Origin of the sequence: Kitasatospora sp. NBC_00240 (assembly GCF_026342405.1) — a bacterium.
In the GTDB taxonomy this organism is placed as follows: domain Bacteria; phylum Actinomycetota; class Actinomycetes; order Streptomycetales; family Streptomycetaceae; genus Kitasatospora.
Genome location: NZ_JAPEMU010000001.1, coordinates 1,508,386 through 1,523,319 on the forward strand (window position 1 = coordinate 1,508,386; position 14,934 = coordinate 1,523,319).

Consider the following 14,934-nt stretch of genomic DNA (forward strand, 5'->3'; position numbering starts at 1 on the left):
CGCACGCCCGACCCGTCACGGGTCCGGGCCCGGCGGACAGGCCCGGCCGAGGCGGCGGCCGGAAGACGAATGGAACAGGGTGACCGACATACGAATCTCGCTGCTCGGGCCGGTGCGGGCCTGGGTGGCCGGCCGGGAGGTCGGGCTCGGCCCGGCCCAGCGGCACGCCGTGCTGGCCGCGCTCGCCGTCTCCCCGGGGTGCGCCGTCACCACCGAGGAGCTGGTGGACGGCCTGTGGGGCGATCGTGCCCCGGCCCGCCCGGTGGCCGCGGTGCGCAACCACGTCTCGGGGCTGCGGGCCGTGCTGGAGCAGGACCGGTCCACCCCACGGGTTCTGGTCTCGGCCGGCGGCGGGTACCTGCTGCGGCTGCCCGCCGACGCTGTCGACCTCGCGGTGTTCGGGCGCCTGGTCGGGGAGGCGGCCGCGCTCCGGGCGGCGGGCGATCTCCCGGCGGCGGCCGAACGCCTGGCACAGGCCCTGGACCTGCCGGACGGCGAGCCCTTCGCCGGTGTGCCCGGGGTGCTGGCGGGGCGCGAGCGCGAGCGCTTCGCGGGGCGGCACCTGGACGTCCGGCAGGAGCACCTGGACGTCCGGCTGGCGCTTGGCCTGCACCGCCAGGTGGTGGACGAACTCTCCTTGCTGGCCGCGCAGTTCCCGCTGCACGAGGGGATCAGGGCGCTGCTGATGACGGCCCTGTACCGGTGCGGCCGGCCGGCCGAGGCGCTGGCCGCCTTCGCCGAGGCCCGGCGGCTGCTGGACGCGGAACTCGGGGTGGAGCCGACCGCCCCGCTGCGGGACCTGCGGCGGCGGATCCGCGCCGGCGACCCCGGCCTGGCGACCCCGCCCGCCCCCGCCGGCGGGCCGCCGCCCCGGCCCACGCCGTCCCGGCTCCCGCCCCGCGCGGAGCACTTCACCGGCCGGGCGGAGCTGGTCGGCTCGCTGGCCGGGCTGCTGACGGCGACGGAGCCGGCCGCGCCGACCGTCGCGGTGGTGGCCGGGATGGGCGGCGTCGGCAAGAGCGCGCTGGCCGCCGAGGTCGCCGACCAGGTCCGGCGGCACTTCCCCGACGGGCAGCTGTACGTCAACCTGCGCGGTGCCCGGCCGGACCCGGCGGATCCCGGCAGCGTCCTGGCGCGCTTCCTCCGCTCGCTGGGCGTGACCGGCAGCGCCGTCCCCGAGCGGCTGGACGAACGCGCCGCGCTCTACCGCTCGTTGCTCGCCGGGCGGCGGATCCTGCTGGTCCTGGACGACGCACGCGACGTCGCCCAGGTGCGGCCGCTGCTGCCCGGCTCCGAGGGTTGCGCCGTCCTGGTGACCGCCCGCACCCGCCTGCCGGGCCTCGCCCCCACCCGCCAGGTCGACCTGGACGTGCTGGAGCCCGAGGAGGCGGCCGAGCTGTTCGCCCGGATGGTCGGCCGCACCCGGGTGGACGCCGAGCCGGCCGCGGCCCGGGAGGTGCTGGCCGCCTGCTGCCACCTCCCGCTCGCCATCCGGATCATCGGCGCGCGCACCGCGGCCAGCCCGGACTGGACGCTGCACCACGTCGTCCGCCGGCTGGCCGACCGCCGTGGCCGACTGGCCGAGTTGAGCACCCGCGACCTGGCCGTCGAGGCGTGCTTCCGGCTCAGCTACGAACAGCTCTCCGCGTCCGACGCCCGGGCCTTCCGGCTGCTCGCCGTCCCCGAGACGCCCGACCTCTCGCTGCCGGCCGCGGCGGCGGGCCTCGCCCTCGGTCCGTCACCGGCACTGGACGTCCTGGACGGCCTGGTGCACGCCGGACTGCTGGAAGCCCCCGCCCCCGACCGGTACGGCTACCACGACCTGCTGCGCCTGTTCGCCCAGGCCCGCGCGGAGGAACTGGACCCGGCCGCGGAGCGGCACGCCCTCGTCCGCCGGATCCTCGACCAGGCCCTCGCCACCGCGGGCAACGCCTACCGGACCGTCCGGCCGGGCCACCGGATCCCGGACCGGCTCACCCCCGTGGCGGTCGCCGGACTACCGGTGCCCGGGCGCGCCGACGGGCAGCGCTGGCTGGCCGAGGAGGGCGGCGGCCTGCTGAGCCTGGCCGGGCAGGCCCTGGGCATCGCCGACTGCCACGCGGCGGTGGCCGACCTCCTGCTCACCCTGGACCCGCATCTGGAGGCCGGGTTCCTGTGGCGTGAGCTGATCGACGTCTGCCGCCGCACGATGCGGTCGGCCGCCGAGCACGGGGACGCCCGGGCCGAGGGCCGGGCCGGCTACATGCTGGGCGGCGGTCTCATGCAGCTGGGGCAGTTGGACGAGGCCGAGCAGGTCTCGGCCCGGGCGGCCGAGCAGGCCGCGGCCTGCCAGGACCTGCCGGTGCTGGCGGAGATCCTCAACGTCCGCGCCATGCTCGCCCACCAGACCGGGCGGGTTCCGGAGGCGGTCGCCCTGCACCGGGAGTCGATGCGCCTCGCGGACGACTGCGGCAGCGCCTGGACCAGGGCGAACACGGTGACGTCCAGTGTGATCGCCCACCTCGCCGACGACCGGCCCGGGTTGGCCGTCGAGGCCGCCGAGCAGGGCCTGGCGGCCTTCCGCGCCCTGGACGACCCCTTCGGGGAGGTGTACGCCCTGCACTGCGCCGGCCGGGCGGTGCGCCGCCTGGGCGACACCGACCGGGCGATCTCGCTGCACGAACGAGGTCTCGCCCAGGCCGGCGCGCACGGCTTCGCGGTCTTCAAGCCGCTGGCGCTGCTGCACGTCGCCGAGTGCCACCTGGACGCCGGCCGCCCGGCCGACGCGGCCGGCTGGGCGACCCGGGCCGTCACCGCCGCCCGGGAGCTGCACCGTCCCGCCGCGGAGGCGCTGGCCCGCGACACCCTCGCCCGCAGCCTCGCCGCCCAGGAGCGGGCGGCGGACGCACCGGTGGCGCCGAGCCCGGCGAAGGGCCCCGCACCGGCGGGGTGAGCGCGGTGGCGCCGGGCGGTCCGTACGCGGGCGGCGGCACGGGTGCGGGCCACCGTCCGGCCGTACGCGCCGGTCGGGCCCGGGCCGCCGCCCGCCCGACCCGCCGTCAGGCCCGGGCCGCCGCCGTCGGGCCGGAGCGCCGTCAGGCCCCGACCGGCGGGGTGAGCGCGGCGGCGAGGCCCGGCCGGCCGTCGATGCCGAGCTTGCCGTAGGTGTTCGTCAGATGCACCTCCACGGTGCGCAGTCCGACGAAGAGGTGCTGGGCGATCTCGCGATTGGTCATCCCCTCGGCGGCCAGGCCCGCGACCCGCTGCTCGGTGGGGGTGAGCGCGGCCACCCCGTGGAAGGTGCGGGAGCGCGGCCGGTCGCCGCAGGCGCGGAGCTCCTCCAGGGCGCGCTCGGCCACGGCCGACGCGCCGGTCGCGTGGGCCGCGCTGGCCGCCTGCTGGAGGTGCTCGCGGGCCTCCGGCACGCGGCCGGCCCGGCGCAGTGCGGCGCCGAGGTCGCCGAGCGCCTGCGCGTGCCGGTACCGGGACGGCGACCGCGCCAGCAGTCCGACCGCCTCCCGCAGCAGGTCGAGCCCGTCCGGTCCGCCGGTGGCCAGGGCCAGCGCGCGCAGGGCGGCGCCGACCGTCTCGGGGCTGCCCCAGCGCCGGGCGATCGCCAGCTCCTCCTCGGCGAGCCGGACGGCCTGCGGCCGCTCGCCGAGGGCGGCGTGCACCAGGGCCGCCTCGGAGCGCCACGGGTAGATCCAGGTGCACTCGATGCCGCGGGCCGCGATCCGCCCGCCGCAGCCCCGGAAGTCGGCCAAGGCCTCCGCGGGGCGTCCCTGGGCCACCCGCAGCTGCCCGCGGGCCAGCTGGAGGTAGTCGTTGATCCAGTGGCCGGTCAGGTCGCCGCCCAGGCCGGCCCGCTCCAGCAAGGCCTCCGCCTCCGCCACCCGGCCCTGTTTGAGGAGCGAGTCGAGCAGGGTGCTGACCGCCAGCGCGCCGTGGCTGTGCCGCTCGTCGACGCCGATCTCGCGGAGCGTGCGCAGCGCCGCCCGGGCGTCCGCCTCGCAGTCCAGGACGCGGCCCAACTGGCCCTGCACGCAGGCGCGGACGACGACGCTGTGCGCCAGGGCGAAGGCGGAGCCCGGTGCGCCGGCCCGGGTCACCGCCTCGTCGGCGTGGCGCAGCGCGAGTTCGGTCTCCCCGGTGGCGCCGAGGAAGAGCACCGCGCCGGCGTAGACGAAGGACTCGTCGTCGGCCGGGTTCATCCCGTCGGCCAGCGCCTGCCGGGCGAGGACGGCGGCCTCCTGCGGCGAGTCGCCCTCGACGAGGATCCGGCGCAGCGCGAGCAGGGCGGCCAGCGGCCGCTCGGCCGCCGTTCCGGTGGCGTCGTGCGCCCGCAGCCCGGCCAGCCGCGCGAGCACCGCGGGGGCCGAGTCCAGCCCGTGCAGGCCGGCGTAGACGTGGTCGACCTCGAGGCGCAGCGCCTGGCCGGGGTCGACGGCCCGGAGCGCGGCGGCGGTCCGCCCCAGCACCGCGATCCCCTCGGGGTAGCGGTCCAGCGCGAACAGCGCGCCCGCCAGCCGGCGGGCGGCGGCGGTGCGCTCGACCGGGTCCTCGGACAGGTCGAGGCTGCGCCGGAGGTGGTCGGCGGCCTCGGGCAGGTCGGAGGCCAGTTCGGCCTCGCCGAGCGCGATCAGCAGGCTCGCCCGGGCGTCGTCGTCGAGGGGTTCGCGCAGGGCGCGGCGGAGCCAGCCGACGGCGTCCTGCGGCCGGCCCCGGCGGGCGGCGTCGGCGGCCGCCCGGCGCAGCAGGCCGGGGACCCACGGCAGGCCCGGCGGCGCCAGCTGCGCGTGCGCGGCCACCCGGGCCGGCGGGAGGTCCTGGGTGAGCATCAGGTGGGCGGCGCGGCCGTGCAGGTCCCGCCGGACGCTGGGCAGCACCTCGTCGGCCACCGCGACGCCGATCACCGGGCAGACGAAGGCGGCGGTGCGCTCCGACCGGACGGTCAGCCCGGCCCGCGCGAGGGTGTGCAGGGCGTCCTGCACGGCCGTCTCGGCGAGCCCGGTGACGGCGGCGATCAGGTCGACGGTGGGTGCGTGGGCGGCGTCCTCCCCGGGTACGGCGGCTGCCTGCTCGGAGGGTTCGCCCAGCACGGCGGGTGCGTGGGCGGAGACCTCGCCGAGCACGGCGACGGCCCTGGCCACCGCCACCGCGTCCGGGCCGGCTGTCCGGATCAGTTCCTGCAGGGCCCGTCCCACCTCGGCCGGGACGAGGTGGGTGAGCCGTGCGGCGGTCCGCGCGTCCGGAGGCAGCGCCGCCGACCGGACCGACCGCAACAGGGCCCGGAGCAGGAAGAGGTTGCCGCCCGTCGCGACCTGGCAGGCCTCGGTGAAGGCTTCCTCGCCGGCCTCGCCGAGCACCTCGGCGACGACCGACGTGACCGCCGCCCGGTCGAGCGGGGTGAGCGCGAGCCGGTGCCGGAACAGGGGCAGCACGCCGGCCAGGGTCTGCGCCTCGCGGGAGGGCTCGCCCGGGCTGACCGTGGCGATCACCACCACGGGCAGCTCGGCCGTGCGGCGGAGCAGGCAGCGCAGCCACAGCATCGAGGCTCGGTCGGCCCACTGAAGGTCGTCGACGACAAGGACCAGCCGGGCGCTGCGGGCCGCGAGTTCGACGACCAGCCGGTGCAGGCCCGTCGTGGCGGCCGCCTGCGCGGCGTCGGGCACCGCCGCCGCGCCGCCCCCGCCGCCGTCCGGAGCGGGGGTCGCGCCGGGAGCCGGCCCGCTCATGTCCGCCGGTGTCTCGACCGGGTGGTCCGGCGCAAGCGCCGGTGCGAGCACCCGCAGGGCGGGGGCGGCCGGTCCGTCCAGCACTTCGGCCGCCCCGTCGTCGGCCCCGCCGCGGACCAGGTGCCCGAAGAGCTGGCGGACGACGCCGAACTCCGCCCCGCTCTCGGACGGATCGGCCCAGGCGGCGACGACGTCGGCGCCGTCCGCCTGCGCCCGCCGGAGCACCTCGCGCAGCAGCGCGCTCTTGCCGCTGCCCGCCTCGCCCTGGACGAGCACGCAGACACCCTGCTCCGTCGGCCGGGCGAGCAGGGCGGCCAGCGCGGCCAGCTCACGCTCCCGGCCGGCCGGCGCCGTCCCGTCGGGCCGGGGCTCCGGGGCGGGTACGGGCCGGCCGGCGGCGAGGGCGTCGGGCGCGGGGGCGGCCGGGCCCGGGGTGACGGGATCAGGGGCGGCGGGGACGGCGGCGGCCGTGCGGCCGGCGACCCGCGCCGCACGGGCCGCGGCGCGGGCGGCGACGGCGGATGCGGTGGCCTGAGGTGCGGTGGCCTGGGGTGCGGCGGGACCGCGGCCGCCGGTGGTGGGGACGGCGGGGCGGCGGACGGCGAAGGTGCGGACGGGCGGGGGCGAGGAGGGCATGGCGGCTCGATCGGGTGGTGGGTCGGCGGTCCGGCCGGGCGTGCGCCGGCCGGGGAACGGCTGGCCGCCCGGGGCGGACCTCCGCCCGTACGGCCACTGCTCGGCGGCGGCCCCGGAAGCACCGGAGCCCCGCACCGCGCCCCCGGCGTACCGGGGGCGCGGTGCGGGGCCGCCGGTCCCGGCTCCGGCCGGCCGGTCGCGCCGATCCGGAGCCGGTCCGTGGACACCGCTCTGCTCCTCGTCATCCTGCGCGCCCGGCGTAACCGTCCGATAAGTCCGCCGTCCGGAGCCGTGAGTGGTGCGCGCCGGCTCAGTCCTGGGTGGGGAGTTGGGACTGGATGAGGTTCATGACGGTGGGGTCGGCGAGGGTGGTGGTGTCGCCGACCTCGCGGCCTTCGGCGATGTCGCGCAGCAGGCGGCGCATGATCTTGCCGGAGCGGGTCTTGGGGAGTTCGGCGACGACCTTGACCTGCTTGGGTTTGGCGATGGGGCCGAGGGTGCGGCCGACGTGGGCGCGCAGTTCCTCGACGAGTTCGGGGCTGTCGGTGGCGGTTGCGCGCAGGATGACGAACGCGACGATGGCCTGGCCGGTGGTGGGGTCGGTGGCGCCGACGACGGCGGACTCGGCGACGGCGGGGTGGCCGACGAGGGCGGACTCGACCTCGGTGGTGGAGATGTTGTGGCCGGAGACGAGCATGACGTCGTCGACGCGGCCGAGCAGCCAGATGTCGCCGTCCTCGTCCTTCTTGGCGCCGTCGCCGGCGAAGTAGCGCCCTTCGAAGCGGGACCAGTAGGTGTCGATGTAGCGCTGGTCGTCGCCCCAGATGGTGCGGAGCATGGACGGCCAGGGTTCGGTGAGGACGAGGTAGCCGCCGGCGCCGTCGGGCACCTCACGGGCCTCGTCGTCGACGACGGTGGCGGCGATGCCGGGCAGCGCGCGCTGGGCGGAGCCGGGTTTGGTGGTGGTGACGCCCGGCAGCGGGCTGATCATCATCGCGCCGGTCTCGGTCTGCCACCAGGTGTCGACGACGGGGACCTTGCCGGCGCCGATGTGCTCCCGGTACCAGACCCACGCCTCGGGGTTGATCGGCTCCCCGACCGATCCCAGCACCCGCAGGGTGGAGAGGTCGAACTTGGCGGGGATGTCGTCGCCCCACTTCATGAAGGTGCGGATCGCGGTGGGCGCGGTGTAGAGGATGGTGACGCCGTACTTCTGGACGATCTCCCAGAAGCGGCCCTGGTGCGGGGTGTCGGGGGTGCCCTCGTAGATGACCTGGGTGGCGCCGTTGGCGAGCGGCCCGTAGACGATGTAGGAGTGGCCGGTGACCCAGCCGATGTCGGCGGTGCACCAGTACACGTCCGACTCGGGCTTGAGGTCGAAGACGGCGTGGTGGGTCCAGGCGGCCTGGGTGAGGTAGCCGCCGGTGGTGTGCAGGATGCCCTTGGGCTTTCCGGTGGTGCCGGAGGTGTAGAGGATGAACAGCGGGTGCTCGGCGTCGTGCGGCTGCGCGGTGTGCTCCGCGGACTGGCGCTCCACGATGTCGTGCCACCACACGTCGCGGCCCTCGGTGAAGGCGGTGTCCTGGCCGGTGCGGCGCACCACCAGGACGTGCTCGACCTGCGGGCACTTCGCCAGGGCCTCGTCGATGGCGGGCTTGAGGGCGGTCGGCTTGCCGCGGCGGTGGCCGCCGTCGGCGGTGATGACGAGCTTGGCGTCGGCGTCCTGGATGCGGGAGGCGACGGCGTCGGCGGAGAAGCCGCCGAAGACCACGGAGTGGGTGGCGCCGATGCGGGCGCAGGCGAGCATCGCGACGACGGCCTCGGGGATCATCGGCAGGTAGACCGCGACGCGGTCGCCCTTGGCGACACCGAGCTCCAGCAGGGCGTTGGCGGCCCGGGAGACCTCGTCCTTGAGCTGGGCGTAGGTGATGGCGCGGCTGTCGCCGGGCTCGCCCTCGAAGTGGATGGCGACGCGGTCGCCGTGGCCGGCGTCCACGTGCCGGTCCACGCAGTTGTGGGCGACGTTGAGGGTGCCGTCGGCGAACCACCTGGCGAACGGCGGGTTCGACCAGTCGAGGGTCTCGGTGGGCTCGGTGGCCCAGTCGAGACGGCGCGCCTGCTCCGCCCAGAAGGCCAGCCGGTCCTCGGAGGCCTGCGCGTAGGCGGCCGCCGTGACGTTGGCCGCGGCGGCGAGCTCCGCGGGCGGGGCGAACCGCCGCTCCTCCTTGAGCAGGTTGGCCAGGCTCTCGTTGCTCAACGCGCACTCCTTGTACAAGGTCCTCGGGTCGGGAGGGTGTCCTCCCGGGGGTCAGCTCCGATCATGCGCCATGCCGGGCCGCCCGAATCCCCGGATCCCGCAGAACTCTCGGTGCACCGGGGAAAACCTCTCGGTCCGTCCTGGTGCCGGCACGGTCCGGTCCTGCTCCCCGCCGCGCTGTCGGCGCACCGGCTGTCAGCGCACCACGTACAGCCGGCGCCGACCGCCCGGCTCCGGCGCGGCCCACGGGGTGGAGCAGGTACGGAGTTCCCACTTCGCCGGTCCGCCGTCGCCGCCCTCCTCGTCGGCGCCGTCCCGGTCGCGGTACCAGATCCAGCCCTCGGTGCCGCTCCGGGCGCCCACCGTGCCCAGGATGCGCAGGCTCGACAGGTCGTGGCGGGTGGCGAGTTCGTCGCCCCAGAGCATCAGCGTCCGGATGTCCTCGGGGGTGGTGTAGAGCACGCTCACGCGGTACTTCCGGACGGTCTCCCAGAGCTCCTCCTCGCGGAGGTCCTCCGGGCCGGTGGTGTGGATCACCTGCGTGGCACCCGCTGCCAGCGGGCCGCGGACGCCCTCCGGCAGGCCGCTCCCCCACCCGTCGGTGAACCGGCTCCAGTAGACGTCGACGTCCGGCTCGGGCTCGGGGACGACGTGCCGGGCGGGCACGGGGGCGCCGGGACGGCGGCGGCCGGGCGCGGGCGGGCCCGGATGCACCCGCGCGGTGCGGCCGGACTCGGGGCCGCAGCAGCGCGGTTGACCGGCCCTCGGCGGCCGGCCCGGCGAGGCACCGACGCAACCGCCACCCGCCGTCGGCTCCTCCGCGCCGGGCCCGGCCTCGGCCGGCCGGGCACAGCCGCAGCCCGCGTCCGGGGTGCCGGCGGCCCGCCCCGCCCGCTCACGTCTCCGGACGGCCAGCGCGTCGCCGCCCGCGCCGCCGCCGGCCGTCTCGGACGGGCCGGCCGACGGGACGGGCAGCGCGCCGAGCCGGGCGCAGGCGAGGACCGCGACGACGGTTTCGGGGGTGGCCGCGGCCCGTACCGGCACCTGGTCGCCCGCGGTGGTCCCCAGCTCCGCCAGCGCCTCGGCGGCCCGGGCGACCTCCTGCTGGAGACGGGCGTAACTGAGCGAGCGGCCGCCCCCGGGGCCGCCCTCGAAGTGGATCGCGACGCGGTCGCCGAGGCCTGCCTCCACGTGCCGGTCCACGCAGCGGTACACCAGAGCGGAACCGTTCCCGTACATGTCATCCCCGTACATGCTGCAAGACTCCTCGTTCGAACAGGCGGAACAGTGCGGTTCACGGACACCGCCGACGGCGTGACGGGCGGGCCGCCGGCGCGGCCCGCCCGCCCGACCCCACGCAGTGGACGGTCGGAACTCCCGGGTGGTGGGCCCGGCGTCCTCGGACGCGTCTGCCCCGCCGCGCCCGGAGTACACCCGGACACCTCTGCCATACCCATCCCAGCACCGGCCCGACCCGCCGGGCAAGGCCGGCAGGCCGCGCCGACACGACCTTTCGGTGCCCCGCGCCCGCCCTTTCGGTACCCCGTCCGAACGGTGCACCAACACCCTTACGTCTCGCTCGAGCTGCTCGGGTACCCGTAGCAACTACCGAAGCCCCCAGGGGGTTCCGCTGTAGAACCCCTGGGCGGTCCACCAGGCCCGCAGGTCCTCGCACGGCCCCAGCTCCGGACTCCGGCCGGCGCCCCCGTCGAGCAGGCAACCGCCTTGGTGCGCACGGATCCTGAAGGCGGTCGCCCGCAGGCCGGTGAACGGATCGGCCCGGAGGGCGATCACCGAACGATCGACGAATCTCCACAACTGGGAGGTCTCGTCCTGGCCGGCCGGCGACCGGTCGTACCGGAGCCCGACCGTGCCGTCCGCCTCCACGGTGAGGACCATGGGCTCCTGGGAGCCGCTCGACGGCAGGGACTGCACGACGACCTCCCCGCCCGGTGCGGGCCACAGGATCCACTGCTGGGCGTCCCCGGCGGCCGCGGCGCGGGTGACCACGCCCTGGCCCGGGTCCGCCTCGGCACCGGTCCCGCCCCCGGCCCGCGCCTGCATCTGCGACTGCGACTGCGACTGCGCCGAGGGCTGCCGCTGGGCCGGGCCGGACTCCAGCCGGCGGCCCGAGCGCTGCGCGATCAGCATCCCCAGGCCCTGGTAGGAGGGGGCGGCCGCCCGGGCGGCGAACGGCAGCTCGACCGCGCCCACCCGGCCCGAGGGATCACCGCTGTCGCCGCCCGGCGCCCCGCCCGCCGGATCGGTGTACGGGCCGGCCGCGCGGTGGGCCGGCCGGGGCTCGGCGGGCGGCGCACCAGGCTCCTGACCGCCCGGCCGGCCGGCGCCGGTCAGCGGCACAGCCAGCACCAGCGCGAGGCAGGCGACGGCCTTGGCCGCCGTCGCGGCCGGCCCCGGTGGGCCGGCGGCCACCTCGCCGGGGCCCGGAATCAGCGGCCCGTCCGAGCCGTGCGACCTGCCGGGCCCGTCCGACCCGTCCGGTCCGCCCTCCAGGAGCCCGAGGTCGTGGCAGAGCACGCTCCGCCCGGTCACGACGGACGCCGGCCCGTCCCGGCGACAGCCGGGTGGGCCGGTCGCCTCGCCGTCCGGCGTACGGCGGTCGCTGCGCACCGGACCATCCGTCATCTCCTTGCTCGGGCTGGACCGGACGACGGGCGGGCCGCCGGGCGGGGGCCGGGAGGACCCCCGCCCGGCCCAGACGCTAGGCGCCGCACGGCGCCCCCCGGATGCCGGTACGGACCGAAGGGTTCGCCGCCCGCGACCGGGGCCCGACCGCCGAACACCGACCGCCGACCCCACCGACCGCACCGACCGCACCGACCGCACCGCGAGGGCGGGCAGCCCGAGCGGGCTCCCGGTGACCCCGGGCGGGCGGCCCCGGCCGGGATCAGGCCTTCGACGGGACGTAGTACGGCCGGTTGTGGGCGGCCACCGGCGCTGACTGGTACGTCCAGACCCCCGCCGCCGGGGCGCCGCCGACCAGCTCGGCGAGGTGCCGGCCGACGGCGCCGGCCCGGTCCGCGACGGTGAGGCCGACCCGGCTCGCGGTAGAGCCGTCCAGCTCGTGGTAGCGGTAGGGCTGGTAGACGTTCATCGGCCCGGCCAGCAGGCCCGCCACCGGGTCGGTGCCGTAGCCGGTGACGGGCGCGCTGTTCACCGGCTCGGGGGCGAGGCCGGCCAGATCGGCCGAGAAGGAGAACAGCTCCCGGCCGCCGGGACCGACCGTGCCGTCCGCTCCGAGCTCCGCCTGCCGGCAGACGACCGACCAGGCCAGGCCGTCGGCGGGGCCGTTGAGCGAGGGCATGGTGGTCTCGAAGCGGCCCGGGTACTTGGGCTCGGCGTACAGCCGGCGGCCGGCGTCGATGGCGAGCGGATTGTCGCACAGGACGTGGATCCGGGCGATGCCGAGCAGTTTGGTCCCGTCGACCCCGCGCGCGTACTCGCCGTACCCGATCGCCGCCGGCCGGGCGGCCGCGGGATGGGCGATGATGTTGACCTCCACCTCCTGGGTGATCCCGCCGCCGGTCGGGTACTGGGCGAAGTACAGCTGGTAGTTGAGGGAGACACAGGCCCGGCCGTCGAAGTCGGCCGCGGCGAGTCCGGGGTGGTGCTCGGCGAGCACGTCGCGGACCGGCCCCGGGGCCACCAGGAAGTCCAGTCCGACGGTGTGCAGTGCGCCGTAGTGGAAGGGGAGTTGGTAGGGATCGGGTACCGGCGGCAGCGGCGGACGCCGCTCCGGGCCGGCGAGGGGGGTGGCGAGGGGGGTGGCGCGCGGGGAGCGGCTCACGGGCGAGGACGGGCTCACGGGCGGGAACGGGCTCACGGGCGGTCGGCTCCTTCGAGTTCGGCGGGGCCCCGGAGCGGCACCGGCCGGTGACGGGCCAGCAGGTCCCGGTGGATTCGCCCGGCGCTGCGCAGGGCGAGGGCCGCCATGGTCAGCGAGGGGTTGGAGGTGGCGACGCTCGGCATGCTGCCGCAGCCGACGGCGTACAGGTTGGGGTGGTCCCAGCAGCGCTGCCACTGGTCGACCACCGAGGTCCGCGGGGAGTCGCCCATGATGTGGGTCCCCGCGCCGTGGCCGGCCGCCCGGTAGGCGTAGGCCCGGCCCTCGTGCTCGAACCGACCGGGCCACCCCGGCCCGGGCGCGAAGCTGGTCCGGTCCTCGGCCCCGAGCAGCGCGAAGAGCTGGTCGGAGACCGCCTTGGCGGCGGCGATCCCCCGCTTGACCCAGTCCGAGAGGTCGTAGTGCAGCACCGGGCGCGGAATTCCCAGCGGGTCACGGACGGCCCGGTCGAGGGTGATCCGGTTCGCCGGGTCGGCGTCCTGTTCCAGCTCGAACTGGAAGGCGAACTCGCGGCCGATCCGGTCGCCGGCCGCCCGCCGCAGCTGCGGGCCGAACAGACCGCGCCCGTCCGGCCCGCCGGTGCGCAGGAGTTCGGCCACGCGCGCGTCCGGCGGGCCGAGCGCCCAGGTCCACCCCCAGTTCCCGATCTCGATCCGGAACGGCGCCCGGCGGGCCCGGGCCGGGCCGAAGCGGAATCCCTCCAGCCCCGACGTCGAGCCCGGGCCCCGGTAGGGTCCGACCTGCCCCGGCATCAGCCCCCAGGTGAGCAGCACCGGATGGTCCATCAGGTTGCGGCCTACCTGGCCGCTGCCCGCCGCTGCCCCGGAGAGCAGCAGGATTTTGGCGTTCTCGATCGCGTGCGCGGCCAGCACCACCAGGTCGGCCTCGGCCGTGCAGGGGGCGGCTCCCGTCGCGCCGCCGTCCGCCGGGTGGCGCAGGTACTCGACACCGGTGACGCGGCCGCTCCCGTCGATCCGAAGGCGGCTGACCACGGCCCGGGTGACCAGGCTGACGGAGGGGCTCCATCGGGCCTGGGTGCGCAGCGGGGTGTACTTGGCGCCGGACGGGCAGATCGGCACGCAGCTGGCGTGCCCGCGGCACACCTCGCCCTCGGCGGCGGGCCGCGGCCCGTCGTCCGGGCCGCGCTCCGGGTGCGGGCGGCCGTTCCTGGCGTGCGGGGTGGTGACGACCCGCAGAGTGGTCGGCGCCTGCTCGGCCGGGTCACGCGCCTGGCGGCCGTCGAGCGCGCCGGCGATCACCGTGTCCAGGTGGCTGCGCGGGATCGCCCGGGTCGGGAACCGGTAGCCCGCCGGGAAGGGCAGGCCGACGGCCTCGCGCTGCTCGTCGGCGTCGGCGGCCACCCCCAGCTCGCGTTCGGCGGCGCGGTAGAACGGCTCCAGGTCCTGGTACCCGATCGGCCAGTTGCGGCCGTGGCCGAAGTCGCCGGCGCGGAAGTCCTCGGGGTGCATGCGCGGTGCCAGGCCCGTCCAGGCCAGCCCGGTGCCGCCGTTGGCCCTCAGGTATCCGCTGGCGTAGGGCAGCGGGCCGCGCTGCACGAAGTAGCCGTCCGCCTCGAAGCCGCCGTCCGGGCGGCCGGTGAGGTCGAGGATGTCCGGCGAGGGTGCGGCGGTGCTCACCGGGTAGGGCGAGTTGGGCACCTTGGCGAGGGCCGTACGGAAGCTCTCCAGCGCGTCGGCCCGCTCCCGGCCGGGGTCGTCGGGCGTCCCCGCACCGGCTTCCAGCACCAGGACGCGCCAGCCCCGGGCGCCCAGGTCCCGGGCGACCAGGGAGCCGGCGAACCCGGCGCCGACCACGATCACGTCCCACCGGCCGGCGGTCGGCGCGCTCATCGCTGCCCCGCCGGGGCGGTCGCGGCGCCGCGGCGGGGCCCCGGCGGCCCGCCGGCCGGTTCCTCCACGGACGGCGGGAGGCTCCAACTGCCGTGCTCCTGGGGTATGGTGCCCGGCGCCCGGGCACCGAAGGTGCGCCAGACCAGGCCCTCGGCATAGGCCCGCGACGAGACCACGAAGGGGCCGTCCGCCGACCTGTCCACCCGCTCGTCCGTCGGCGCGCCCGCCGTCCCGTCCGCCGTCCTGTCCGCGTCGGCCGGCGCTAGCCCGGGCCAGGTGCCCAGGTACCAGAGGTGGACGACCGCCCGCGCCAGCTCCCGTACCGATTCGTCGGGGAAGGCGGGCGGACGGCCGGCGCCGGCGGCCACCGCGGCCCGCAGGCGATCGAGCCGGTTCGGCCCGGCGCGCTCCAGCACCAGGCTGCGATAGGTGTCGGCCAGCCCGGTCGCGGACAACTGTCCGACCCCGAACCCCGTCAACTCCGCGGACAGGAACAGGAACTCCTCGGTACCGGTCATGACCCACCTTCCGGGGCGTGCGCCATGGGCATGACGCCGACGCCGCCGAGGATCATTCCTCCGCACCCCCGCGGTCATGCGTGTACGTGCGGTC

The 14,934-nt window shown here is 77.1% G+C and carries 8 protein-coding genes and 1 pseudogene; 1 reads left to right on the forward strand and 8 read right to left on the reverse strand.

The features are described from left to right. The first annotated feature begins 79 nt into the window (after positions 1 to 79). The gene (locus tag OG689_RS06210) at positions 80 to 2,932 is read left to right on the forward strand and encodes a BTAD domain-containing putative transcriptional regulator (protein WP_266318446.1); all 2,853 of its coding nucleotides are present in this window, start codon (positions 80 to 82) and stop codon (positions 2,930 to 2,932) included. A gap of 142 nt (positions 2,933 to 3,074) precedes the next feature. Here OG689_RS06210 and OG689_RS06215 read toward each other — a convergent pair whose 3' ends face one another. The 8 genes and pseudogenes from OG689_RS06215 to OG689_RS06250 all read right to left on the reverse strand — a co-directional run bounded on the left by OG689_RS06215 (position 3,075) and on the right by OG689_RS06250 (position 14,840). After that, positions 3,075 to 6,350 (reverse strand): LuxR family transcriptional regulator, encoded by a 3,276-nt coding sequence (locus tag OG689_RS06215; protein WP_266318448.1) that lies wholly within the window; start codon positions 6,348 to 6,350, stop codon positions 3,075 to 3,077. A 310-nt stretch (positions 6,351 to 6,660) separates the two neighbouring features. Continuing rightward, positions 6,661 to 8,607 carry an acetate--CoA ligase gene (acs, locus tag OG689_RS06220; RefSeq protein WP_266318450.1) on the reverse strand — a complete coding sequence of 649 codons (1,947 nt, stop codon included), beginning with the start codon at positions 8,605 to 8,607 and terminating at the stop codon, positions 6,661 to 6,663. Between the two features lie 195 nt (positions 8,608 to 8,802). Continuing rightward, positions 8,803 to 9,321 carry an AMP-binding protein gene (locus OG689_RS44755; protein WP_323189377.1) on the reverse strand — a complete coding sequence of 173 codons (519 nt, stop codon included), beginning with the start codon at positions 9,319 to 9,321 and terminating at the stop codon, positions 8,803 to 8,805. A gap of 261 nt (positions 9,322 to 9,582) precedes the next feature. Next, positions 9,583 to 9,825, reverse strand: a pseudogene (locus OG689_RS06225) (AMP-binding protein); the annotation flags it as partial. A gap of 387 nt (positions 9,826 to 10,212) precedes the next feature. Further along, positions 10,213 to 11,253 (reverse strand): hypothetical protein, encoded by a 1,041-nt coding sequence (locus tag OG689_RS06230; RefSeq protein WP_266318451.1) that lies wholly within the window; start codon positions 11,251 to 11,253, stop codon positions 10,213 to 10,215. Positions 11,254 to 11,515: 262 nt separating this feature from the next. After that, entirely contained in the window at positions 11,516 to 12,451 is a 936-nt protein-coding gene (locus tag OG689_RS06235) for a hypothetical protein (RefSeq protein ID WP_266318453.1), read from the reverse strand. Then, the gene (locus OG689_RS06240; protein WP_323189255.1) at positions 12,448 to 14,322 is read right to left on the reverse strand and encodes a GMC family oxidoreductase; all 1,875 of its coding nucleotides are present in this window, start codon (positions 14,320 to 14,322) and stop codon (positions 12,448 to 12,450) included. Before OG689_RS06240 ends, OG689_RS06235 begins: the two co-directional genes overlap by 4 nt. Further along, positions 14,319 to 14,840 carry a hypothetical protein gene (locus tag OG689_RS06250; protein WP_266318454.1) on the reverse strand — a complete coding sequence of 174 codons (522 nt, stop codon included), beginning with the start codon at positions 14,838 to 14,840 and terminating at the stop codon, positions 14,319 to 14,321. The genes OG689_RS06240 and OG689_RS06250 overlap by 4 nt, the downstream gene beginning before the upstream one ends. Positions 14,841 to 14,934 lie beyond the last annotated feature (94 nt).

What these genes read in the sequence shown, in the direction of transcription:
- OG689_RS06215 (WP_266318448.1), bottom strand. Translation starts at nt 6,350, where the DNA reads ATGCCCTCCTCGCCCCCGCCCGTCCGCACCTTCGCCGTCCGCCGCCCC.
- OG689_RS06230 (WP_266318451.1), bottom strand. Translation starts at nt 11,253, where the DNA reads ATGACGGATGGTCCGGTGCGCAGCGACCGCCGTACGCCGGACGGCGAG.
- OG689_RS06240 (WP_323189255.1), bottom strand. Translation starts at nt 14,322, where the DNA reads ATGAGCGCGCCGACCGCCGGCCGGTGGGACGTGATCGTGGTCGGCGCC.
- OG689_RS06250 (WP_266318454.1), bottom strand. Translation starts at nt 14,840, where the DNA reads ATGACCGGTACCGAGGAGTTCCTGTTCCTGTCCGCGGAGTTGACGGGG.